Annotated in this window: 18 protein-coding genes and 2 pseudogenes; 8 read left to right on the top strand and 12 right to left on the bottom strand. The window is 65.7% G+C overall.

Annotation, left to right across the window (positions count from 1 at the left end; genetic code table 11):
• Positions 1-125 precede the first annotated feature (125 nt).
• On the top strand, positions 126-1,286 hold the full coding sequence (locus tag RM2_RS02285; protein ID WP_072687237.1) for an aminotransferase-like domain-containing protein: 1,161 nt from the start codon (positions 126-128) through the stop codon (positions 1,284-1,286).
• On the opposite strand, the gene glpK is transcribed toward RM2_RS02285, so the two are convergent.
• The gene (glpK, locus tag RM2_RS02280) at positions 1,271-2,764 is read right to left on the bottom strand and encodes a glycerol kinase GlpK (RefSeq protein ID WP_072687236.1); all 1,494 of its coding nucleotides are present in this window, start codon (positions 2,762-2,764) and stop codon (positions 1,271-1,273) included. The two genes, RM2_RS02285 and glpK, sit on opposite strands and share 16 nt — an antisense overlap.
• Positions 2,765-2,814: 50 nt before the next feature.
• On the opposite strand from glpK, the gene RM2_RS02275 reads away from it, so the two are divergent.
• Positions 2,815-4,560, top strand: coding sequence for a glycerol-3-phosphate dehydrogenase/oxidase (locus RM2_RS02275; RefSeq protein ID WP_072687235.1), 1,746 nt, complete (start codon positions 2,815-2,817; stop codon positions 4,558-4,560).
• On the opposite strand, the gene RM2_RS02270 is transcribed toward RM2_RS02275, so the two are convergent.
• Both RM2_RS02270 and RM2_RS02265 read right to left on the bottom strand, forming a co-directional pair.
• Positions 4,538-5,074 (bottom strand): hypothetical protein, encoded by a 537-nt coding sequence (locus RM2_RS02270; protein WP_072687234.1) that lies wholly within the window; start codon positions 5,072-5,074, stop codon positions 4,538-4,540. The two genes, RM2_RS02275 and RM2_RS02270, sit on opposite strands and share 23 nt — an antisense overlap.
• 233 nt (positions 5,075-5,307) lie before the next feature.
• Positions 5,308-9,816: an ATP-dependent helicase gene (locus RM2_RS02265; RefSeq protein ID WP_072687233.1), complete on the bottom strand. Its 4,509-nt coding sequence runs from the start codon at positions 9,814-9,816 to the stop codon at positions 5,308-5,310.
• Between the two features lie 339 nt (positions 9,817-10,155).
• Between RM2_RS02265 and RM2_RS02260 the strand changes: the two genes are divergently transcribed.
• Entirely contained in the window at positions 10,156-10,614 is a 459-nt protein-coding gene (locus RM2_RS02260; protein ID WP_072687232.1) for an Rv1352/Rv1906c domain-containing protein, read from the top strand.
• Between the two features lie 154 nt (positions 10,615-10,768).
• Here the strand turns inward: RM2_RS02260 and RM2_RS02255 are convergent, their stop codons facing one another.
• Positions 10,769-11,704: an NAD-dependent epimerase/dehydratase family protein gene (locus RM2_RS02255; protein WP_072687231.1), complete on the bottom strand. Its 936-nt coding sequence runs from the start codon at positions 11,702-11,704 to the stop codon at positions 10,769-10,771.
• Positions 11,705-11,902: 198 nt separating this feature from the next.
• On the opposite strand from RM2_RS02255, the pseudogene RM2_RS02250 reads away from it, so the two are divergent.
• Positions 11,903-12,550 (top strand): annotated as a pseudogene (locus RM2_RS02250) (integrase catalytic domain-containing protein); the annotation flags it as partial.
• A 1-nt stretch (position 12,551) separates the two neighbouring features.
• On the opposite strand, the gene RM2_RS02245 reads toward RM2_RS02250, so the two are convergent.
• A complete protein-coding gene (locus RM2_RS02245) occupies positions 12,552-13,508 on the bottom strand; it encodes an NAD-dependent epimerase/dehydratase family protein (RefSeq protein WP_072687230.1) in 957 nt (318 codons plus the stop codon).
• Positions 13,509-13,574: 66 nt separating this feature from the next.
• Here RM2_RS02245 and RM2_RS02240 point away from each other — a divergent pair, with 66 nt between their 5' ends.
• Positions 13,575-14,186, top strand: coding sequence for a TetR/AcrR family transcriptional regulator (locus RM2_RS02240; RefSeq protein WP_072687229.1), 612 nt, complete (start codon positions 13,575-13,577; stop codon positions 14,184-14,186).
• A gap of 130 nt (positions 14,187-14,316) precedes the next feature.
• On the opposite strand, the gene RM2_RS02235 is transcribed toward RM2_RS02240, so the two are convergent.
• Together RM2_RS02235 and amaB are read right to left on the bottom strand one after the other, a co-directional pair.
• Positions 14,317-15,321, bottom strand: a complete 1,005-nt coding sequence (locus tag RM2_RS02235; RefSeq protein ID WP_072687228.1) for an acyl-CoA dehydrogenase family protein — start codon at positions 15,319-15,321, stop codon at positions 14,317-14,319.
• A gap of 30 nt (positions 15,322-15,351) precedes the next feature.
• Positions 15,352-16,893, bottom strand: coding sequence for an L-piperidine-6-carboxylate dehydrogenase (gene amaB / locus RM2_RS02230; RefSeq protein ID WP_072687227.1), 1,542 nt, complete (start codon positions 16,891-16,893; stop codon positions 15,352-15,354).
• A 178-nt stretch (positions 16,894-17,071) separates the two neighbouring features.
• Here amaB and RM2_RS02225 point away from each other — a divergent pair, with 178 nt between their 5' ends.
• The 3 genes from RM2_RS02225 (at position 17,072) to RM2_RS02215 (ending at position 19,730) form a co-directional block, all read left to right on the top strand.
• Entirely contained in the window at positions 17,072-17,536 is a 465-nt protein-coding gene (locus RM2_RS02225) for an Lrp/AsnC family transcriptional regulator (RefSeq protein ID WP_072687226.1), read from the top strand.
• Between the two features lie 65 nt (positions 17,537-17,601).
• On the top strand, positions 17,602-18,945 hold the full coding sequence (lat, locus tag RM2_RS02220; RefSeq protein WP_072687225.1) for an L-lysine 6-transaminase: 1,344 nt from the start codon (positions 17,602-17,604) through the stop codon (positions 18,943-18,945).
• Positions 18,942-19,730: a tyrosine-protein phosphatase gene (locus RM2_RS02215; protein ID WP_072687224.1), complete on the top strand. Its 789-nt coding sequence runs from the start codon at positions 18,942-18,944 to the stop codon at positions 19,728-19,730. Before lat ends, RM2_RS02215 begins: the two co-directional genes overlap by 4 nt.
• On the opposite strand, the gene RM2_RS02210 is transcribed toward RM2_RS02215, so the two are convergent.
• The 5 genes and pseudogenes from RM2_RS02210 to RM2_RS02190 form a co-directional block, all read right to left on the bottom strand.
• On the bottom strand, positions 19,694-19,981 hold the full coding sequence (locus RM2_RS02210; protein ID WP_072687457.1) for a VanZ family protein: 288 nt from the start codon (positions 19,979-19,981) through the stop codon (positions 19,694-19,696). The genes RM2_RS02215 and RM2_RS02210 overlap by 37 nt on opposite strands.
• A gap of 47 nt (positions 19,982-20,028) precedes the next feature.
• On the bottom strand, positions 20,029-20,367 hold the full coding sequence (locus RM2_RS02205; protein WP_072687223.1) for a hypothetical protein: 339 nt from the start codon (positions 20,365-20,367) through the stop codon (positions 20,029-20,031).
• Between the two features lies 1 nt (position 20,368).
• A complete protein-coding gene (locus tag RM2_RS02200; RefSeq protein WP_072687222.1) occupies positions 20,369-20,758 on the bottom strand; it encodes a DUF1707 SHOCT-like domain-containing protein in 390 nt (129 codons plus the stop codon).
• Positions 20,759-20,827: 69 nt separating this feature from the next.
• Complete coding sequence (locus RM2_RS02195) at positions 20,828-22,615, bottom strand: acetyl/propionyl/methylcrotonyl-CoA carboxylase subunit alpha (protein WP_072687221.1); 1,788 nt, start codon at positions 22,613-22,615, stop codon at positions 20,828-20,830.
• A 124-nt stretch (positions 22,616-22,739) separates the two neighbouring features.
• A pseudogene (locus RM2_RS02190) lies at positions 22,740-23,163 on the bottom strand (condensation domain-containing protein); the annotation flags it as partial.

The raw sequence follows: 23,163 nt of genomic DNA, 5'->3' as shown, positions 1-23,163 counted from the left end.
CCGTGCCTCGGCGCTCTCCCTGCCCCAGACCCCGGACGGGCAGGGTGTTCCCCACCTGAAATCCAACTACCGTCGCCTCACTGTCTCCGGGGGTCATCGTGTATTCGCCTACTTTCGCCCGCCGTATGGGCTCTCTCCAAAGCTCCGCCATCCGTGATCTGCTGACACTCACCGCGCGGCCCGATGTCGTCAGCCTCGCTGGTGGGCTGCCCGACCCCGAAATCATTCCGCGGGAACGTATCCGGAAGGAAGCCGAACTCGCGCTCGCCGACCCGGCCTCCGTGCAATACGGGGAGACCACCGGCCTGCGGAGGCTTCGCGACGTGCTCGCCGCGCGCGAAGGGGCGAGAATCGGGCGCCCGCTGGAGGCCGAGGACGTCGTTGTCACGCATGGCTCGCAGCAGGCGTTGAGTCTGCTGGCGCAGGTGCTGCTCGATCCCGGCGACCTCGTGATCGTGGAGGAACCCGCCTACACCGGCGCATTGCAGGTGTTCTGGGCAGCGGAGGCCGATGTCCGGTCCGTCCCGCTCGACGCCGACGGCATGGACACCGCGGCTCTCCAGGGCCTGCTCGAGGGCGGACTGCGACCCACCGTGGTGCACACGGTGAGCAACTTCCACAACCCTCGCGGCGTCGTCCTGGCGCCCGCCCGCCGGGAACACCTCGCCTCACTGGCCGACCGGTACGGGTTCTGGGTGATCGAGGACGATCCGTACGGTGAACTCTTCTTTGACGGGCCGCCGCCCGTGCCCGTCGCGGCGCTGTCGGACCGGGTCATCCGGTTGTCCAGCGCCTCGAAGATCCTGGCACCTGCCCTCCGAGTTGGATGGCTGCACGGCGATCGGCGAGTGTGCGAGGCGGTCGAACTGCTCAAGCAGGGTGCGGACCTCTGCGGTTCGTCACTGACCCACCAGATTGCCGCCGGACTGCTGTCGGACGAGCCGTGGCTGGATCTGCACCTGGAGATGCTGCGTACCCGGTACAGGTCTAGGGCCCGGGCACTCGAGGATTGTGTCACTTCGACGTTCGGCGACCGTGCCGCGGTGCCTTCTGTAGCAGGCGGGATGTTCTGCTGGACCGAGTTCACCGAACCGGGCTTCGACACGGAAGCGCTGTTGCAGGTGGCCGTAAAGCACGGTGTGGCCTTCGTCCCCGGATCGGCATTCGGCATCAACGCCGCGCACCGGAGCGCTCTGCGGCTGTGCTTCGCGACCTGTTCGGAGGACGTGCTGGCGGACGCGGCGGCGAGACTCGGAGCTGCATACGCCGATCACACCCAGTCGTAGGTGCGTTCCACCGCCTTGTTCCACCCGGCGTAGAGCCGGGTGGACTCGGCCTCGTCCATCGCAGGTTCCCAGGTCTTGTCGACGGCCCAGTTCTCGCGGATGTCGCCTTCGCTTTCCCAGAAACCGACCGCGAGGCCGGCCGCGTACGCAGCCCCGAGAGCGGTCGTCTCATTGACGACGGGGCGGATGACGGGAACTCCGAGGATGTCGGATTGGAACTGCATGAGGGTCTCGTTGACCACCATGCCGCCGTCCACCTTGAGCGAGGCGAGTTCGACTCCGGAATCGGCGCGCATCGCCTCGATCACCTCGCGGGTCTGGTACGCGGTGGCCTCCAGGGCGGCCCGAGCGAGGTGACCCTTGTTCGTGAACCGGGTCATCCCGACGATGGCACCGCGCGCGTCGGGTCGCCATCTCGGCGCGAACAGACCGGAGAATGCTGGCACGAAGTAGACATCGCCGTTGTCGTCCACCGACTTGGCCAGCGCCTCGATCTCCTTGGCGGACTGGATGATTCCGAGACTATCGCGCAACCACTGCACCAGCGAACCGGTGACGGCGACGGACCCTTCGAGTGCGTAGACGGCGGGCGCGTCACCGATCTTGTAGCAGACGGTGGTGAGGAGTCCGTGCTTGCTGGGTACGGGCGTGGTCCCGGTGTTGAGTAGCAGGAAGTTGCCCGTTCCGTACGTATTCTTCGCCTCGCCCTCCGACAGGCACGCCTGCCCGAATGTGGCGGCCTGCTGATCGCCGAGGATTCCCGCCACCGGGATCCCGGGCAGCGGCCCTTGCGGGCGTCCGACGCCGTAGATCTCCGAGGAACTGCGGATCTCGGGCAGCATAGACATCGGGATACCGAACTCGGCGCAGATCTCCGGATCCCACTCGAGAGTCTCGAGATTCATCAACATGGTGCGGGAGGCATTGGTGGCGTCCGTCAAGTGGGTGCCTTGGGTGAGGTGCCACAGAATCCAGCTGTCGATCGTGCCGAAGCACAGGTCACCGGCGTCGGCCTTCTCGCGGGCACCGTCGACGTTGTCGAGAATCCACCGAACCTTCGGGCCGGAGAAGTATGTCGACAGCGGAAGCCCGGTGCGCTTGCGATAGCGGCTGGGGCCCTCGTCGCCACCAAGCCTTCTGCACAGTTCGTCGGTCCGCGTGTCCTGCCAGACGATGGCGTTGTACACCGGTTCCCCGGTGTTGCGGTCCCACACGACCGTCGTCTCGCGCTGATTGGTGATACCGACGGCCGCGATGTCGCTCTCGGTCAGATGCGCCTTCGCGAGGGCGGATGCCACCACCTCACGGGTATTGATCCACAGTTCTTTCGGGTCGTGCTCGACCCAGCCCGCCCTGGGAAAGATCTGCCGGTGTTCCTTCTGTGCGACGCTTACGACAGCGCCGTCGTGATCGAAGATCATGCATCGACTCGAGGTTGTGCCCTGGTCTATTGCGGCGATGTACTGAATCACATGCATGAAGCTACTAGCCTGGAGATGAATCCGTTGCGATCTCACAGGAGCCCGCGTTGAGTAGTCAGCCAGGTGTGCAATTCCTCGGTCCCCAGCAGCGCGATACTGCGTGGGCCCAGTTGGAGGACGAGCAATTCGATGTCGTCGTGATCGGTGGTGGCGTGGTCGGCGCCGGTGCGGCACTCGATGCAGCCACCCGTGGGCTCAAGGTGGCGTTGGTGGAGGCGCGGGACTATGCCTCCGGAACGTCGAGTCGCTCGTCGAAAATGTTCCACGGCGGCCTGCGCTACCTCGAGCAGCTCGAGTTCGGTTTGGTGCGGGAAGCGCTGCGCGAGCGTGAATTGTCGCTGACCACCCTCGCGCCGCATCTGGTGAAGCCGTTGAAATTCCTGTTCCCGATCACCCACCGGGTGTGGGAGCGGCCATACATGGCGGCCGGAATCTTCCTGTACGACCGGATGGGCGGAGCTAAATCGGTTCCAGCGCAGAAGCATCTGACTCGTGCGGGTGCGCTGCGCATGGCACCGGGGCTCAAGCGCAGTTCGCTGACCGGTGGCATCCAGTACTTCGACACGGTGGTCGATGACGCCAGGCACACCATGACGGTCGCGCGCACCGCGGCCCACTACGGGGCGGTCGTGCGGACTTCTACGCAGGTGGTCGGATTCCTTCGGGAGTCGGACCGGGTCTCCGGTGTGCGTGTGCGGGACTGCGAGGACGGTCGCACCGCAGATGTGAAGGCGCACGTCGTCATCAACGCGACGGGCGTGTGGACGGACGAGATCCAGTCGCTTTCGCGCCAACGCGGCCGATTCCGGGTGCGCGCGTCCAAGGGCGTACACATCGTGGTCCCGAGGGATCGGATCGTCAGCGATGCCGCGATCGTCCTCCGCACGGAGAAGTCGGTGTTGTTCATGATCCCCTGGGGTAGTCACTGGATCATCGGGACCACTGACACCGACTGGAACCTCGACCTCGCGCATCCGGCGGCGACGAAGGCCGACATCGACTACATACTCGGTCACGTCAACGAGGTGCTGGTGACCTCGCTGACCCACGAGGACATCGACGGGGTCTATGCGGGCCTTCGTCCGCTGCTCGAGGGGGAGAGCGATGAGACATCGAAGCTCTCGCGTGAGCACGCTGTCGCCCGCGTCGCCCCAGGACTCGTCGCGATCGCCGGCGGCAAATACACCACCTACCGCGTCATGGCGGAGGATGCGGTGGACATTGCGGCGGCGGAGGACATCCCGGCTCGGGTGGCGCCATCCATCACGCAGAAGGTGCGATTGGTGGGTGCAGACGGATACTTCGCCCTGATGAATCAGACCGTCCATCTCGGTCAGAAGTACGGGCTGCATCCATACCGAGTCAAACATCTACTCGACCGTTACGGCTCGCTGATCAGCCAAGTCGTCGACCAGGCGGCCGGCAGACCCGAACTTTTGCAGCCCATCACCGATGCTCCCGCATATCTGCAGGTCGAAGCCGTGTATGCGGCGGCTGCAGAGGGAGCCCTGCACCTCGACGACATTCTAGCCAGACGGACGCGGATCTCGATCGAGTACCCGCATCGAGGTGTGAACTGCGCCGAACAAGTCGCGCAGTTGGTGGCCCCGATCCTCGGCTGGGACGCCGACGCCGTAGACCGCGAGGTAAAAACCTACCGGGCGCGAGTGGAGGCGGAAGTGCAGTCGCAGACGCAGCCGGACGACGCGTCTGCCGATGCGTTGCGTGCCGCAGCCCCCGAATCTCGGGTAGAATTGCTTGAGCCGCCGGTCAGTGTGTCAGAAATACCTTGACCACCACGATGGCGGTCGCGATGACTGCCAGTCCAATCGCCGCCCAATGGGTACCTAGAGTCACCTTCTCTTGGCGTAGGTGGCTGATGACGTAGCTGATCGAACCGATGCGGACGATCATCACGATCTCGGCGATCAACTGTGCGGTTGCAGGCTCGAACCAGCCGAGGACCGCGGTGCAGAGGATCACGCTGGGCATCACCGCAGACGTCAGGACTGGGACACTGTCTCGGAGTTCGCGTCTGCGCTCGGTAGAGGTCAGGGACCTGCCCAGTCGGAGTGTCTGGCCCACGGACTCGGCGAACACGTGGGCGAGAAACGTAGACAGGGCCGCGCCGAAGACGACCGCGATGCCCAGTGTCTCCTGTGACTGCGTGACGGGAATGAGCGCCGCCAGCACCAGGATGTTGCCATAGATGTACGCGCTGATGCGACTCGCCGCGTGCTCGGACGTGAGCCCATCCTTGCTGTCCAGCGTCGGGCGGTTGAAGAGACTCGGAAGATCCCACGCCATGCCTCAGAGCATTACACGGCGGGGGTATCAGTGGGTGTGGACCAGAAATTTCGGGGCATGGGCGGCGACGACCCCTGAGAGGGCCATTACGATGAGGGCTGAAACAGCGATGAGTTCCATGTGATCCAGCATTCTCCCGGAACCCGTGAATAACGTGGGGGTTTTCTGAGATTTTACTGGGAATTGACTATCCAGCATTAGTGGTGCGCCAGACGGTGGCGCCCTCGGGCAGGTCAGGCTCGTAACCGGAATCCCCGCGGGGTGGGGGAGAAGCCGGCCTCGGTCAGCACGGGCGCGAAGTCGCTGCCGTGAATGGTGTGGCCATTGACCTTTTCGACCACGATCTTGTCGATCCCGCCTCGTTTGACGATGCCGGCGAGAGCCGCTGCTGCCGTGCGCAACACGCCCGGGTCGTCGCTGAACGTCAGCACCGTCCGCCCACCGCGTTCCACGAACAGAATCAGCTCGCCCTCCACGAGAACCACCAGTCCGCCCGCCTTGCGTCCGGGGCGGTGGCCAGCGGAATCGTCGCCCCGCTTCGGCCACGGCAACGCCGCGCCATAGGGGTTGCCGGGATCGCTCGCCGCCAGCGTCACGGCGGGAAGGCTGGTGTGCCTGCCTTCGAGGGACTCGGTGTAGCTGCGCAGACGGTCCACCACCGGTGGTGTGGAGAACTGCGCGCCGCCCAGGGTGTCGACGAAATGCCCACGACGGCTGCGCCCGTTGTCCTCGAAGGTGCCGAGCACTTTGTACATCAGCGCGAATCCGCCCGGCACGCTCTCCGACATCACGGACCCGCGCGTCACCACCCCGTACCGTTCCAGTAGCTGTTCCGCGGTGGCGCTCGCGCGCAACGTCGGATCCCGTTCGGGCTCGGGCAGAATCGACCAGCGACCGCCGACGGTGGGCGGTGCCGACCGTACCGGAACCGCGAGGCTCCGATACGCCCGTGCGCGGGGAGGCCGGCGTGGCGAGCGGTGGCTGGTGGTGGTACGGGAGGTGGCAGACAGGAGTGCGCGCACCGGGGCGAGAGTGTCGTTCCCTATCCGCCCGAGCCACACCAGTTCCCACAGAGCCGTCGCCAGTGCGCTGTCGTCGGTACCGTCGAGCACCTCGGACAGCTGCCGGAAGAAGTAGGCACCACCGCCGGCCAGGGTGTCGAGAATGCGTTGCTGGACGTCCGAGAGTTCCGCGTCGCCGGGTGCCGCGAGCGTGCGCGGTGCGGAGTCAGCGGTATGTAGGCACACCCACCCGTCCTTGCCCGAGATGTTGCCCGCGCCGGACCACAACACCTCGCCGGTGGACGTGAGTTCGTCGAGCATTGCAGGGGAGTAGTCGGCCACCCGGGACGGCAGGACCAGCGTTTCGAGCGCGGACGCCGGCACCGGGAAGCCCACGAGTTGGTCTACCACCGTGGCGACTCCGTCGATGCCGCGGAGTGTGCCGCCCACGTGTTGCCAGCTCGGCAGGAACCGCCCGAACGCCGCTGTGCTGACGGGCTCGACCTCCTGCCGGGCGGCGGCCAGCGAACGCCGGCGGAGGCGCCGCAACACCTCGGCGTCGCACCATTCACTCCCTGTTGCCGAGGGCCGGAATTCGCCTTCTACCACGCGTTTGTCGAGGGCGAAGCGGTGGAGGACATCCCGGGCGACTGCGGTGCCGAGACCGAACCGGGCGGCGATGTCCGCGAGAGTGAATGGTCCGTGGGTACGGGCGTAGCGGCTGATCAGGTCGCCGAGTGGGTCGTCGACTGGTTCGATGAATGCCGCCGGGGTGCCGATCGGCAGGGGCACACCCAGGCCGTCACGCAGTCGCCCCGCGTCCTCGATCGCTGTCCACCAATCGCTTCCGGCGAACGACACGGACAGCGCTCGTTTGGCGCGGACCAGTTCCTCGAGCCACGGGATGGGGTCCGCGACAGAGCGCTCGGCGATCTCGCCGGTTGTCAGTGGACCGAGCATCCGGAGCAGATCTGCGATCCCCTCGAGGTCGCGGGCCTTGCGGTCGGGGAGTACTCGCTGCAGTTCCTTCTCGGCCTGCGCGATGACGTCGGCGTCGAGCAACTCCCGCAGTTCGACCCGGCCGAGGAGTTCGGCGAGGAGCGTCGAGTCCAGCGACAGCGCTGCCGCGCGTCGTTCGGCGAGGGGACTGTCGCCTTCGTACATGAACTCGCCGACGTAGTTGAACAGCAAGGCACCGGCGAAAGGTGACGGTGACTGCGTCTCCACCTCGACGATTCGGATCTGGCGCCGTTCGAGGCGGCCGAACAGATCCTTCAGCGCCGGGAGGTCGTATACGTCCTGCAGGCACTCCCGGACCGTCTCGAGCAGGATCGGGAAGGTCGGATACTTGCGGGCCACGTCCAGCAGTTGGGCGGAACGCTGCCGCTGTTGCCACAGAGGTGCGCGTTTTCCGGGAGTCCTGCGGGGCAGGAGCAGTGCCCGCGCCGCGCACTCCCGGAACCGCGACGCAAACAGTGCCGAACCGCCCACCTGCTCGGTGACGAGGTTCTCGATCTCGTCCCGGTCGAAGGCGAAGAGGTCGGCGCCGGGCGGGGCGTCCTCCGTGTCGGGAAGACGGACGATGATGCCGTCATCGGACGCCGTCGCATTCGAGTCGAGTCCGTGACGCTCGCTCAACCGGGCACTCACCGCGAGCGCCCACGGCGCATGCACGCGTTGCCCGTACGGCGAATGCAGGATCAGGCGCCAGTCGCCGAGTTCGTCGCGGAACCGTTCGACCACCAGGGTGCGATCCGTGGGGACTTGGCCCGTTGCGGTCTTCTGTTCGGCGACGAACTGAACGAGATTGCTGGTGGCATTTTCGTCGAGTCCACCGATACGGCAGCGTTCTTGGACATCCGCATCGTGCCCGAGCGAGATCTCCCGTAGGAACTGTCCCAGCGCCTCGCCGAGTTCCGCCGGGCGGCCGAGGGTGTCGCCGTGCCAGAACGGCAGACGCCCCGGCAGTCCGTAAGCGGGGCTGACCAGCACCCGGTCGAAGGTGATTTCCTCGATTCGCCAACTGGTGGCACCGAGTGCGAAGACGTCGCCCACCCGCGATTCGTACACCATCTCCTCGTCCAGTTCACCTACACGGGAGGCCTTCTCGCCGACCATATACACGGCGAACAGGCCGCGGTCGGGGATTGCGCCGCCAGACGTGACGGCAAGGCGCTGCGCGCCGGGGCGGCCTGTGAGCGTGTTCGCCTCCCGGTCCCAGACGAGACGCGGCCGGAGTTCGGCGAACTCGTCGGACGGGTAGAGGCCGGCCAGCAGGTCGAGGGTGGATTCGAACGCCGACCGGGGAAGGGTCGCGAAGGACCCGCTGCGGCGGACCGTCTCGAACCAGTCGTCGACGTCGAGTGGTTCGAGGGCGGTGGCTGCCACGGTGTGCTGGGCGAGGATGTCGAGCGGATTTGCGGGGACGGCGAGGGCCTCGATCTTGCCGGTGACCATGCGCTCGACGGTGACCGCGCAATGCACCAGATCGGTACGGTGTTTGGGAAATACGACTCCGCGGGAGATCTCCCCGACCTGGTGTCCGGCGCGACCGACGCGCTGCAAACCGTTCGCTACCGACGGCGGTGCCTCCACCTGAATCACGAGATCCACTGCACCCATGTCGATTCCGAGTTCGAGGCTACTCGTCGCGACCACACAGCGCAGCCGGCCCGACTTGAGGTCGTCCTCGATCAGGGCCCGCTGGTCCTTGCTGACCGAGCCGTGGTGGGCGCGGGCCAGTAGGGGGTCGGCGCCGAAATTGACTTCGGACGGGGTGCCGATCTGCGAGGCCGGTTTCGGATTCTTGTCGACGACGGCCCCGCCGCGTTCGGCGTAGATCTCGTTGAGCCGTGCGGTAAGCCGCTCGGCGAGGCGCCGCGAGTTGGCGAACACGATAGACGAGCGATGGGCCAGAACCAGGTCGACGATCTGCTCCTCGACGTGCGGCCAAATGGACCCCGCCTGAGGGGTGGCCGAAGCCGAACCCTCGGCGGGTTCGGCGAGGCCGAGTTCGGTCATGTCCTCGACTGGCACTCGGACCGTGAGGTCGAATGTCTTCGGCGACGGCGGGGCCACGATGCGGACGGGCGCCGAGCCGGACAGGAACCGGGCCACCTCCTCGTGGGGCCGGACCGTCGCGGACAGGCCGATGCGCTGCGCGGGCCTCTCGAGAAGCTGGTCAAGTCGTTCCAGCGACAGCGCCAGATGCGCACCACGCTTGGTGCCTGCCACCGCATGCACCTCGTCGACGATGACGGTGTCCACCTGTGTCAGCGTCTCGCGCGCCGCGGACGTGAGCATGAGGAACAGTGATTCAGGGGTAGTGATGAGAATGTCGGGCGGGTTCTTGATCAGAGCGCGCCGGTCGCCGGGTGGCGTGTCACCGGACCGCACGCCCACCGAGATCTCGGGCGGCGTGAGTCCGAGCCGCTTTGCGGTCTGCGTGATACCGACGAGCGGTGCCCGCAGGTTGCGCTCGACGTCGACGCCGAGAGCCTTCAGGGGCGAGATGTAGAGGACCTTCGTCGACCGCTTCTTCTCGTCGGAGCCGGCGAGTTGATCGAGAGACCACAGAAACGCCGACAGCGTCTTGCCGGACCCGGTGGGCGCGACGACCAGTGTGTGGGCTCGGCTCGCTATCGACTCCCATGCCCCCAGCTGAGCGTCCGTCGGCGCGGGAAACGCACCGTCGAACCACTCGCGAGTGGCGGCGGAGAATCCGCCCAGGCTGTCGGTCACCCTTCCATAGTGCACCGGGGGTACGACAGATCCCTATGCAATTTTCCACGGCCCACCATCTCTCAGAACTTCGATGTGGAGGGTGCCGGCACGAAGAAGACGGATTCGGCACTCACGCACATCGCTGTCCGCGTTCGCAAAGTTCACGGATAGCGGTGTGCACGAGCAGTATTCGACGTTTTTGACGTTCCGCGCACGGTTTCCTACCGCTGGGGGGTCGGCACTCGCTTTTCAGTCCGACACGTGCCGTGTCTTGGGCGCCATCACGGGTTCTGGACCGTCAACGGTCTTTATCGTTGACGTCCAAGAAGTCTCATCCACAATGTAGGGGAAGACGACGTGCGTAACAGAACCAGGAGCATTATCGCAACACTCTCGGCCCTCACACTGGCTACCGCCGCGGGTGGGGTCGCGTCCGCCCAAGGATTGTTCGGAAGTGCCGGTGAGTTCGGAACTTCTGGAATTTTCGGAAGCCTGGGTGACTTCGGGTCGTTGGGCAGTCTCGGGAAGCCCACCATTCCCGGAGATGGCATCTTCCCCGTAGGCAACGGGTTGGACGGCACCGTCAAACCGGGCATCTACCAGAACCCCGGCCTCGCAGACACCGATTGCTCTGGGGATCGTTCAGGGCCACTGATCGATGGAATTGTCTCCTTCACCAGCACCGTTGACCCGTTCCAGTACGCAACGGCGGTGATCATTGAACCCACCGACACCGACTTCACCACGACCGACTGCGCGACGTGGGAGTGGGTTGCCCCCGTCCCGGGCTCCACAGGGTCGCTGGGTTCGTCCTAGGAGAGGTCTGCTCGTTCGAGATGGGGGCACGCCTGGTTTGCGCGTTCCCATCTCGGCCGAGCCGCCAAATGGTCGCCCAAGGAGACCATTTGGACGATGTCCCGCGTGTTGCCGATATACGGATCCTCGCTGGCGTTGACTACCTGGCGGCGGCTCAAATTCCGGTGCCGAACGTGACGCCGGCGCCTTCGAGTGCCTCCTGCAGATCGTCGAGCTTGATCCAGTCGTGCAGCCAGGTCGGTGACTCGATCGGATTGCGCAGAAGCCGCAGCACCACCTCCGCGGTGATGGCCGCCGTTGCCCGGTACAGGCCGCGACCCGTCGCCCAGTAGCATCGCCCGGCGCCGCCATGTGCAGCGACCACCCAACCGTCGCCGCCGGGCATGTCGGGGAGAATCGCCGCGAGTCGCGGCATCAACGCGAGTGCGGCCAGTTTGACGGTGGCGAGCCGGGAATCGAGCCGTAGGTAGCTGCGTACCGGGACGCCGAGGTCTACGGTGAGCTGGTTCTGGTCGCCGAAGTCTGTTCGCAGCGCCGGGAATCGCGGGTATCCCGCTTCCGCAGGAAGCTTGAAACGCTTGGGCCGGGTGTAGTTCCGCACCTGCGACCCGTCCGGGTCCGTGAAGCGCTTGCCGCTCAGCGCATCGAAGAACTCCGTGGATGCCGGCCCGCCTCCCTCGCCCGCCCCGAACCCGATCACCACGTCCACCGGCCCACCGCCCTGGGCCGCCTCGACCGCGAGCAGGGTGGTCAGCCCGGGCGCGATCCCGACGCCGAGCAGGACCGGGCCATCTACTTGCTCGAGTTGCTGCAGATATTCGTAGGTGGAGGTGATGTCCGTGAACGCGATCCCGCGCGCGGCGGCCGCCGCGGCCACGGTGGGATTCTCGATGCCGGAGCAGTTCACCACTACGGACACCCCGTCCAACCCAGTGGACAAGGAGGTGGGATCGGATAGGTCGATCACCCGGTCCGCATGCGCCCGGTTGCGACCCGCCGCCAGCGCCTCGACGCCCGCTGCCCGCAGTATCTCGACCAAGTGCTTTCCTGCCGCCCCGGACCCACCGAGGACCAACACCGATTCCGCCATTCCGACCGCCTTGCTTTGGTGCTTAACTCTGAAGTCAGACTTCGGTGCCTCACTCTAGAGTTAAACTTCAGGATGCGGCAACACCCCGCGTTGACTCATTGAAAATGTCCGCGTAGCCCCCTTCGTTGACTCATTCGACAATGCCCGCGTGCGGCGTGCCGCTCGAATATGGGTGCGGAGTTGCGCTACCGCCGGAGGATGGGATTGACGATGGCCGAGCGCAAGGCCGTGACGAAGACGATCGCGACCCGCTACCGGCGGGCGGACAAGGCCGGGAAGACGCAGATCCTGGACGAGTTGTGCGCCATCACGGGCTGGCATCGCGATCATGCGCGTAAGGCGTTGCGGCCGCGGGTGGTGCGTCGGCGGACACCTCGACCGCCGATATCCGGTCCGAATGTCGTTGCTGCGCTCGTTTTCTGCTGGGCAGTGTTGGGGATGCCTGCCGGCAAGCGGCTGGCCCCGGAACGCCGCATACACGCGGTGAGGGGCCGCAGCCACACCAAGCTGGGCTCGCTGCTCGAGTCGCCGATCCCGATCCGTACCTGGGCGGACTGGGACGATGCGCAACCGGGGTTCGTCGAGATCGACCTGGTCGGCCACGAGGGCGGCAACGCTGTCGGTGAGCACGCCTACACGCTGACCGTGACCGACATCGCCACCGGCTGGACAGAGAACCGCACCGTGCGCAACAAGGCACGCAGATGGGTGATCGCCGCCCTGGGCGAGATCGCGCAGATCATGCCGTTCCCGATCTTGGGTGTCGACAGCGACAACGGGAGTGAGTCCATCAATCATCACCTGCTCGAGTGGTGTGAGAGGCGGAAGATCACCTTTACCCGGTCGACTACCTGGCGGCGGCTGAAATTCCGGTGCCGAACGTGACGCCGGCGCCTTCGAGTGCCTCCTGCAGATCGTCGAGCTTGATCCAGTCGTGCAGCCAGGTCGGTGACTCGACCGGATCGCCCAGCAGCCGCAGCACAATCTCCGCGGTGATGGCTGCCGTTGCCCGGCACTGGCCGTGACCCGCCGCCCAATGGCACCGTCCGGCCGCACCATGCGCCGCGACCACCCAGCCGTCGCCACCGGGCATGTCGCCGTCCGGGAGCATCGCCGCGAGCCTTGGCATCCACGTGAGTGCGGCCAGCCCGACCGTGGCGAGCCGGGAATCGAGCCGTAGGTAGCTGCGTACCGGCACGCCCAGGTCGTCGGTGAGCCGGTGCTGGTCGGCGAAGTCTGCGCGCAGCGCCGGGAATCGCGGGTACCCCGCTTCCGCAGGAAGCTCGAAACGCTTGGGCCGGGTGTAGTTCCGCACCTGCGACCCGTCCGGGTCCGTGAAGCGCTTGCCGAACAGCCCATACGTGAACTCCGTGGATGCCGGCCCGCCACCTTCGCCCGCCCCGAACCCGATCACCACGTCCACCGGCCCACCGCCCTGGGCGGCCTCGACCGCGAGCAGGGTGGTCAGCCCGGGCGCGATCCCGACGCCGAGCAGCGCCGGACCGTTCACCTGCTCGAGCTGTTGTAGGTATTCGTAGGTGGACGTGATGTCCATGAACGGGATCCCCCGCCCGGCCGCGGTTGCAGCCACAGCAGGATCTTCTGTGCCGGAGCAGTTCACCACCACCGACACCCCGTCCAACCCGGTGGACAAGGAGGCGGGATCGGATAGGTCGATCACCCGATCTGCGCGCGCTTGGTCGCGGCCCGCCGCCAGCGCCTCGACACCTTCCGCCCGCAGCTTCTCGACCAGGTGCTTTCCTACCGCCCCGTACCCACCGAGGACCAACACCGATTCCGTCATTCCGACCGCCTCCCAGCGCACTGAAGTATTGCTCTAGTGCGTTACTCTAGAGCTATACTCTAGGGTGTGGCAACACCAAGCGAGGACGACAAGACCCCGGCGCGGCAGAAGATCCTGACCGCCGCCCACGCCCTGTTCACCACCACCGGCTACGCGTCGACCACTATGAAGGCCATCGCCGTCGAGGCGGGCGTCGCCGTACAGACCGTGTATTTCGTGTTCGGGAACAAGCGCAGCGTGCTCGAAGCTCTGCTCGACGTAGCCATTTCCGGCGACGACGAGCCGATTCCGACGCTGTCGAGACTGTGGGTGGCCGAGGCGATTGCGGAGCCGGACCCCCTGTCTCAGTTGCGTATTCAGACCCGTGGTGCGCGGCTGATACTCGATCGTGCCGCACCTGTGTTGCTCGCGGTGCGGGCCGCGGCCGGAGCGGATCCCGAAGTCGCGCAACTATGGGCGAGCACCTGCGAGCACCATGAGATGGTGCTGCGGCACCTGATGACCACTCTCGCCGACAAGGTCGACCACCTCGACATCGACCGCACCGTCGATGTCGGTCTGGCGCTGCTCACCCCAGAGACCCACATCCTGCTCATCGATGAGCGGGGTTGGAGCTCCGAGGAATACGAGCGCTGGGTGGTCGACGTACTCGCCCGCGCGGCGGGTCTAGGGGTGTGAGCGGCAGCAGCGCGGAGAACGGCTGGTGACAGTCTTGCCATGACCGGCAGCTGGTTCCTGTCTATGCGGCATTGGCGCCGGTGTCGGGCGCGCAGTATTCGCTGTTCGGTGACGTGCGGGTCCGCACCCGTTAGCCGCGGATCAGACGCTCCAGCAGCGCGGTTTTGATAGCGGGCCGGCCGAACGCGACCAGAGTGAATGTGGCCTCCCGCATCAGACGTTCCGCGGTGTTCCCGGCGATGAGCGAAGAACTGCCCTTTGCGGTGACGAGGGCCGCAGCCGCCCGGACCGCCAGTTCCGACGTGCGCGCTCGTGCTTCGGCGATCTTCGCCCGCCCGTCGAGCGCCGCATCGAGGTCGAGGCGCGCCAGGGCCGCCTGCTCCTTCAACGGATCGGCATCGACGCCGAGAGTCTCCAGCTCGGTGATGGCCCGGCGCGTGATTCCCATGGCCATGCACGCGTTCTTCCACGATGCGAACAGTTGGCTGTTCGCGAACTCTTCCGGGGTAACGAAGGTGCTCACCAGGCCTCGGGGCACGGCCAATCCGTCGAACTGTAGGCGCACGGTGTTGGAACCGCGCGCGGCGATTAGCGGCAGTTGCTCGGCGGTGAGCCCGCGCAGCGATTGGGCGGGAATGAGCACGTTCACGATGGAGTTGTCGAACTCATCGCGCGCCGACACCTGGAGCAGGTCGACGATGCCCCACCCGGTGACGAACGGCGCGACTCCGTCGAGTACGTATCCGTCGTCGACACGGCGGGCCCACAGCAGCGGCGGTACCGGAATCGTCCCGGCCATCGAGACACCTGCGCGGAAGGTGCCGTCCACGAGACCCTCGAGGTACCGGTCGCGCAGACCGGAGTTGGGCGAGCGGGAAAGCCCTGCGACCGCGCCGTGATGCTGCAACCATGTGAAAGCAGTGGCGAGGCACCCGCCGCCGAGCGTTTCGTATACCTCGACGAGTACGGACGGCGTCACGTCCGCTTCGTCGGCCACGGCGAGGCCGTAGAAGCCGTCGGCGGCGAGGGCCTCGAAATGGCTGTCCGGGATCTGTCCGTCGGCGTCGACGCGGTCGGCAGCCGGGAACAGGATGTTCTCGGCGATCTTGTGTGCCATCTCGGCCCAGTTCGTCACCTTCTCGAGAGTAGCTGGTGATCGGAGCGGTCAGCTGAACTCGACGCCCTGAGCGAGCGGTAGTTCGTCGGAGTAGTTGACGGTGTTCGTGGCCCGGCGCATGTATGCCTTCCAGGCGTCGGAGCCTGATTCGCGGCCACCACCGGTCTCTTTCTCGCCGCCGAACGCCCCACCGATCTCCGCGCCGGAGGTGCCGATGTTGACGTTCGCGATGCCGCAGTCCGAGCCGTCGGAGGAGAGGAACTGTTCGGCCTCGCGCTGATCCGTCGTGAATATCGCAGACGAAAGGCCTTGCGGCACAGCGTTGTGCAGTGCGACGGCTTCGTCGAACTCGTCGTAGGTGAGGACGTAGAGGATGGGTGCGAACGTCTCCTCCTGGACCACGGACGTCTGTGCGGGCATGCGCACCAGCGCGGGCGAGACGTAGTATGCGTCGTCCTCGCCGTTCCCGTGATTGGCGTCTCTGCCGCCGTGCCGATCACCGCCGGACACCACGGTTCCTCCGTCGGCTCGCGCCTTGTCGAGCGCGGTCTGCATGGCCTCGAACGATGCCCGGTTCACCAGTGGACCGACGAGGACACCGTCGTCGAACGGATTCCCAACCTTCAGTTGGCCGTACGCCGAAGCGACCCGCTCCACCACCTCGTCGGCGACGGAGGTGTGCACGATCAACCGCCGCAGCGACGTGCAGCGCTGGCCTGCGGTACCTGCCGCAGAGAAGACGATGCCCCGCACGGCGAGATCGAGGTCGGCCGACGGCGCCACGATCGCAGCGTTGTTGCCTCCGAGTTCGAGAAGGCACTTGCCGAATCGGGCGGCAACTCGCGGCCCCACGGTGCGTCCCATCCGCACCGATCCGGTCGCACTGACCAGCGCCACACGTGGGTCGTCTACGAGTCGCTCACCTACATCCGCCGAACCCTGGATCAGCGCGTGGATTCCGGCGGGCGCGCCGACGTCGCGAGCGGCCCGGGCGAGTAGGGCGTCGCAGGCTATGGCGGTCAGCGGGGTCTGCTCGGACGGCTTCCAGACCACGGTGTCGCCGCACACCAGTGCGAGGGCGGTATTCCACGACCACACCGCCACAGGGAAATTGAATGCGGAGATCACCCCGACAACCCCCAGCGGGTGCCACGTCTCCATCAGACGGTGCCCGGGCCGTTCCGATGCCATCGTCTTGCCGTACAGCTGACGCGACAGGCCGACCGCGAATTCGCAGATGTCGATCATCTCCTGCACTTCGCCCTGCGCCTCGGACGGGATCTTGCCCGCCTCGAGTGTCACGAGCTCGGCGAGATCTTCCTTGTGCTCGGTCAGTAGCTGCCCCAGCCGGCGAACCACGGCGCCGCGCTGGGGGGCGGGCACCGAACGCCACCGCGCGAACGCCTCGTGCGCCGCCGTGACCGCTCGATCCACGTCGTCCGCGCTGTTAGCCGCGACGGTGCGCAGTTCGGTGCCGGTGATCGGGGTGCGTGCGACGAGCGCACCTCCGGCATCGCCGAGGTCTGCGCCGCACTTGACCAGCGCTTCCTCGGCGCGTCGACAGAGATCCTCGGGGGCGGGAAGGTTCACGATAATGTCCTCTCTAGGGGTTCGTCCTGCTGCTGTCGGTGAAACTTGAACGGGTCGCGCATGGGCGGGCATAGTTGTCCGGCATCGACCAGATCGCTTGAGGTGGGTACCCCGGCGAGGCGGGCCCGGTGCTCCGACGTTTAACCATGATGCACCTCCGCTGGGTTAACCTGCGCTGGTGGTGGAATCTTCTCGCGGCGACACAACCCATCCTCCTCTCGACGACATCGATCGGGTATTGATACAGGAGTTGGTGGCCGACGGTCGGGCGACTCTGGCGACCCTCGCCGAGAGGTCGGGGCTGTCGATCTCGGCGGTGCAGTCCAGGGTGCGCAGACTCGAGGCCCGGAAAGTGATTGGCGGGTACACCGCGAAGATCGATCCGGGTGCGCTTGGGCAGAGCCTTTCCGCCTTCGTCGCCATCACTCCTCTCGATCCGTCGCAACCCGACGATGCGCCGGCCCGGTTGCGGAACATTCCTGCGATCGAGGCGTGTCACTCGGTGGCCGGGGACGAGAGCTATGTGCTACTCGTTCGCGTCTCCTCGCCGCTGGAGTTGGAACACCTTTTGCAGGAGATTCGTGCCACCGCGAACGTACATACCCGCAGCACGATCATCTTGCAAACATTTTACGAGAAGTAGATTACACACCGAATATATTTCTGTCTTGCGGCAACGGGGCAGGAGATTTGGCGTAATCTCTTGGCATGAGCACAGCGATTCGATCCTCGGGAAGTGAAGGCGATCTCCCTGCGAGCCGAGTACATGACGTACTGCGCGAGCGCATTCTCGTCGACGGCTTCGATCTGGTGCTCGACCTGGAACGTTCGCGCGGGGCGCACCTCGTCGATCAACGGGACGGCACAACATACCTGGACATGTTCGGATTCTTCGCCTCGTCGGCCCTGGGGATGAACCATCCGGAACTCGCGGACGACGACGCCTTCCGTCGAGAATTGGCTGCGGCGGCGATCAACAAGCCGAGCAACTCGGACATTTACACCATCCCGATGGCGCGTTTCGTCGAGACGTTCGCCCGCGTCCTCGGAGACCCCGCACTACCCCACCTCTTCTTCATCGACGGCGGCGCCCTCGCCGTCGAGAACGCCCTCAAGGTCGCGTTCGACTGGAAGAGCAGGCTCAACGAACAACGCGGCCTCGATCCGGCGCTCGGGACGAAAGTGCTCCACCTGACCGAGGCGTTCCACGGTCGCAGTGGATACACCATGTCACTTACCAACACCGAACCAGGCAAGGTGGCCCGATTCCCCAAGTTCGACTGGCCCCGCATCGACGCCCCCTACCTTGCCGACGGTCGTGACGTCGAAGAGGCCGAGCGACGCGCGCTCGAGCAGGCGCGGCATGCGTTCGCCGAGAACCCTTCGGACGTGGCATGTTTCATTGCGGAGCCGATCCAAGGGGAGGGCGGAGATCACCACTTCCGCCCGGAGTTCTTCCAGGCGATGGAAGCCCTGTGCCACGAGAACGACGCCTTGTTCGTGTTCGACGAGGTGCAGACCGGGTGCGGTCTCACCGGTACGGCGTGGGCTTATCAGCAGCTCGCTGTGCACCCCGACGTAGTGGCCTTCGGTAAGAAGACGCAGGTCTGCGGAATCATGGCCGGCGGTCGCGTGGACGACGTCCCCGAAAACGTTTTTGCCGTCGGTTCGCGAATCAATTCCACCTGGGGTGGCAACCTCGCGGACATGGTGCGGTCACGGCGGATCCTCGAGGTGATCGAGCAGGATCGACTCGTCGACCGGGCGAGGCTGACCGGAGCCCACCTCCTGCAACGACTGCGCGAACTCGCACTCTCGCATCCCGACGTCACCGAACCGAGAGGGCGGGGCCTGATGTGTGCGATCACGCTTCCGACGCCGCAGCTACGTGACTGCGTGGTGGCGGACCTGAGAGATCGGGAGCGAGTATTGATCCTGGCGACCGGCAAGCGGGGAATCAGATTCCGGCCTCCCCTTACCGTGACGGCGGCCGAACTCGACGCCGCCGTGGATGCACTGGCCCGCGTGCTTGGCGGTACCGTCGACGCATGATACCGATTCCGCTCACGTCCGTGCCCAACTTGCGAGACGTCGGTGGCGTCCGAGCGAGCGACGGTGCGAAGGTGCGCTCAGGGGTGTACTACCGCTCGACCGATCTGAGTCGGGTTGCGGACTCGGACATGGCGGTGCTTGCCAACCTCGGAATTCGGACTGTGTACGACCTGCGCACCGCCGGTGAACGCGAGGCGGCGCCCGACATACTCCCGGACGGCGCCCGCGCCGTCGCGCTGGACGTGCTTGCCGACAAGGGAATGCGGTCTGTCCCCGCGCAGATGCTCCAGGTGATCTCTGACCCGACGATCGCCGAACGCGAGCTCGGGGGCGGACGTGCCATCGAGTATTTCGAGGGCAGCTACCGCGACTTCGTCCTTATGCCGAGCGCGGTGTCGTCGTACCGGGAACTGTTCGGCGGTCTCGCATCGAACAGCGGCACACCGGTACTCGTGCACTGCACCACGGGCAAGGACCGGACAGGATGGGCCACGGCGTCGCTGCTGTTGCTCCTCGGCGTCAGCGAAGAAGATGTCTTTCACGACTACATGCTGACCAACGAACTGCTGCTCTCGGCCTTGGCCGGTGTGTTCGAGAACTTCGTCGAGGCCGGTGGAGATCGGGCGCTGCTCGAACCGGTGCTAGGAGTCCGCAGACAGTACTTGGAAGTGTCCCTGGCCACGATGCGTGAACGGTACGGAAGCATCGAAAACTACTTCAGTGACGGTCTTGGTCTCGACACCAAGGTTCAGGCTCTGTTGCGCGAGCGCATGATCGCGGACTGAGCGATCAGCCCGATCGCCACGCCCACCATGTCGGCACTCAGGTCCCACTCGGAACCCTGTCGCCCAATGGGCAGCGCACCCTGCAGTATCTCGGTGACTACACCAAAAGCGGCGAGCCAGAGCACGGTCATCCGCGGCGTCATGAGCGCGTACCGGGAGGCGACCGCGAGGCTCGCAAACAGCAGCGCGTGCACCACCTTGTCGGCATGTTCGGGACCCGACGGTGCCGCCGAGGCAGGGGAGAGGAGCATGATCAGAGCCAGCACGGTCAGCGCCGTTACCGGAATGGATCGCGTACTCAACGGTGGACCGTCAACCTCAGTGCGCCCTCGGCGAAGCGTTGCACCGCATCCGATCCGCTCGCGAGTGCGTCGTGGTGGCCGGTACGTGCCCAGCCCGTCAGCGTTGCCGACTGACCGGACGGAGTGAGCCCGACTTCGGCCAGCAGTTCACCGGTGTTGGGCTGACAGATCGCCCACGAATAGTGCTCGTCGCTCAGCCACTGCGCGGTGCGGCGCGCGACGTACTCGGCGTCGTCGATTCCACTGTCCGCGAGCGCGGGCCGGTCGTCCACCCGTTCGTCGGCGCGCAGCGCGCGCAGATACCAGCCGCCGGCATTGACTTCGACAGGCTCCACGTCAGCGGCCCGGGCGGCGACGGTCGCGGGTACCGAAGAGGATGGTTCCCGCAGCGGGAACCATCAGGAAAAACAACCAACTGTTGTCCACCGGGACGACGAAAAACAGTACGAGGGCGAGAAGCGGGATCACCGACATCACGATGCGACGCCAATTCTGGTCGGTGGCGGGGTCGAGTGTTGCCGCCTTGGCCGGGGTGTCGACCGTGGTCGCGGGGAGGTCGGCGAATACGCGGTCGAGTCCGCCGCGCGTCGTCGCACTCGTGACCGCGAGACTGCGTTCGTCGAACTCGGGGACCGTCAAACGACCTGCCGCGAAATGTTCGCTCAACAGGTTCAGGGACTTCTCTCGCTCGGCGGTGCCGATACGGATCTCGGGAACATCAGACATACGGGACAGACTACTGTGGCGCTTGCCATTTGCCGAGAATGACAAGCGCCACAGACGCTCAGAAGTGTGCTATTTCAGTTCGGCGAGGACGGTGCCCTGGGTGATGGCGGCGCCGGGTTCGACCGCGAGACCGGTGACGGTGCCGGCTTTGTGGGCATTGACGGGGTTTTCCATCTTCATCGCTTCGAGGACCGCGATGAGGTCGCCTTCGGCGACTTCCTGTCCTTCTTCGACGGCAACCTTGACCACGGTGCCCTGCATGGGTGCGGTGACGGCGTCACCGGATGCGGCGACTCCGGACGCACCACCGCGGGTCCGTGGCGTGGGTTTCCGGCGCACCGCACCGTGTGTGCCGCCGCCCGTGCCGAGGGTGAACTGCCCGGGCAGGGACACCTCGACCCGTCGGCCGCCGACCTCGACGACCACGTTCTGCCGCGGGAGCGACTCGTCCTCGTCGGCGGATCGACCACCGGCGAAGGGCTCGATCTGGTTGTCCCAATCGGTTTCGATCCACTTGGTATAGACGTCGAACTTTTGCCCATCGCCGATGAACGCAGGATCTTCCACGACGGCCCGGTGGAACGGGATTACCGTTGCCAGGCCCTCGACGTGGAATTCGGCCAGAGCGCGGCGGGCCCGAGCGAGGGCCTGGTCGCGGGTCGCGCCGGTGACGATGAGTTTGGCGAGCATGGAGTCGAACTGACCGCCTATCACACTGCCGGTTTCGACGCCGGAGTCCATCCGCACCCCCGGCCCGGTGGGCGCGGTGAAGGTGGTGACCGGTCCGGGCGCGGGCAGGAACCCGCGACCGGCGTCCTCACCGTTGATGCGGAACTCGAACGAGTGCCCACGCGGGGTGGGGTCTTCGGTGATGTCGAGGGGTTCGCCGTTGGCGATCTTGAACTGTTGCAGCACTAGGTCGAGACCGGAGGTCTCCTCGGTGACCGGGTGCTCGACCTGCAGGCGGGTGTTGACCTCGAGGAAGGAGATGGTGTCGCCTTGCACCAAGTACTCGACGGTGCCGGCGCCGTAATATCCGGCCTCGCGGCAGATGGCCTTCGCGCTCGAGTGGATGCGAATGCGTTGGTCGTCGGTGAGGAAGGGTGCGGGGGCTTCCTCGACCAACTTCTGGAAGCGGCGTTGCAGGGAGCAGTCGCGGGTGCCGGCGACGATCACGTTGCCGTGCTTGTCGGCGATGACCTGAGCTTCGACGTGGCGAGCTTTGTCCAGATACTGTTCGACGAAGCACTCGCCGCGGCCGAACGCGGCGAGGGCCTCGCGGGTGGCGGAGTCGAACAGTTCGGGGATTTCCTCGATGGTGTGAGCGACCTTCATCCCGCGACCGCCGCCGCCGAACGCAGCCTTGATGGCGACGGGAACCCCGTACTCCTTGGCGAACGCGACGATCTCGTCGGCGCTGCCGACCGGATCCTTTGTCCCTGCGGCCATGGGGGCCTTCGCCTTTTCGGCGATGTGGCGTGCCGTGACCTTGTCACCGAGATCGCGAATGGACTGGGGGGAGGGGCCGATCCAGATAAGGCCGGCGTCGATCACGGCCTGCGCGAAGTCTGCATTTTCGGAGAGGAAGCCGTAGCCGGGATGGATGGCATCGGCACCGGACTTGTGCGCGGCAGCTAGGATCTTGTCGAACACTAGATACGATTCGGCGGAGGTCTGACCGCCCAGGGCGAAGGCTTCGTCGGCCAGGCGCACGAATGGGGCGTTCGCGTCGGGTTCGGCGTACACGGCGACGCTGGCCAGTCCGGCGTCGGCGGCGGCCCGGATCACCCGCACTGCAATCTCACCGCGGTTCGCGACGAGCACCTTCGTGATGTGCGTGCTGGTATGACTGGGCACTGAGCCTCCTGTGGTTCGCGTGGTCGTTCCCCGCGGTGTCTCCCGGGTGGTACCAGCGGTCGGTTTGGGGATCACAACGGATTCTAAGCACCCAACCGATCCGCGCGGTCACCGGATCGAGTTTTCACTTCAGGACTGACTGGCGCTCCCGCAACCCTACTGACAGGTAGTTGGTTGAAACCTGTTCCACTTGTCGACGGAGACTCGCGACCCAGGTGTGCACATTTGCGGAAGCGATGTCGTTACCGGGATAACGGAGCGCCAGATTCACGCCCCGTGGGGTCCGGTTGATCCAGACATAGACGTCGTGGGTGTATTGCCTGCTCCGCAGCGCCCGCGCATTGCGTTCGAGCCATCGCCCGGCTTCCGGCACGAACCTGACGTCCATGTACGACACGACGAAGCGGGGCCTGATCGGGACGGCGAGTTCCTTCTCGACGCGGTCGAACGGGATCACCGAGATCGGCTTCGTTCGGGTAATGCTCGCCGCGGCCTCACGTGCGACTACGGCAAAGTCGTCGGTTCCGACTTCGAAGTCGATCGGACTG

It is taken from the genome of Rhodococcus marinonascens NBRC 14363 (assembly GCF_001894885.1).
Classification (GTDB): Bacteria; Actinomycetota; Actinomycetes; order Mycobacteriales; family Mycobacteriaceae; genus Rhodococcus_F; species Rhodococcus_F marinonascens.
The sequence above is the reverse complement of the archived record's forward strand: the minus strand, read 5'-3'. Positions and strand labels throughout refer to the sequence as shown.

Coding starts and splice junctions, on each gene's coding strand:
- glpK (WP_072687236.1), bottom strand. CDS start 2,764: ATGCATGTGATTCAGTACATCGCCGCAATAGACCAGGGCACAACCTCG.
- RM2_RS02245 (WP_072687230.1), bottom strand. CDS start 13,508: ATGACGGAATCGGTGTTGGTCCTCGGTGGGTACGGGGCGGTAGGAAAG.
- RM2_RS02255 (WP_072687231.1), bottom strand. CDS start 11,704: ATGGCGGAATCGGTGTTGGTCCTCGGTGGGTCCGGGGCGGCAGGAAAG.
- RM2_RS02200 (WP_072687222.1), bottom strand. CDS start 20,758: ATGTCTGATGTTCCCGAGATCCGTATCGGCACCGCCGAGCGAGAGAAG.
- RM2_RS02215 (WP_072687224.1), top strand. CDS start 18,942: ATGATACCGATTCCGCTCACGTCCGTGCCCAACTTGCGAGACGTCGGT.
- RM2_RS02270 (WP_072687234.1), bottom strand. CDS start 5,074: ATGGCGTGGGATCTTCCGAGTCTCTTCAACCGCCCGACGCTGGACAGC.
- lat (WP_072687225.1), top strand. CDS start 17,602: ATGAGCACAGCGATTCGATCCTCGGGAAGTGAAGGCGATCTCCCTGCG.
- RM2_RS02285 (WP_072687237.1), top strand. CDS start 126: ATGGGCTCTCTCCAAAGCTCCGCCATCCGTGATCTGCTGACACTCACC.
- RM2_RS02210 (WP_072687457.1), bottom strand. CDS start 19,981: ATGCTCCTCTCCCCTGCCTCGGCGGCACCGTCGGGTCCCGAACATGCC.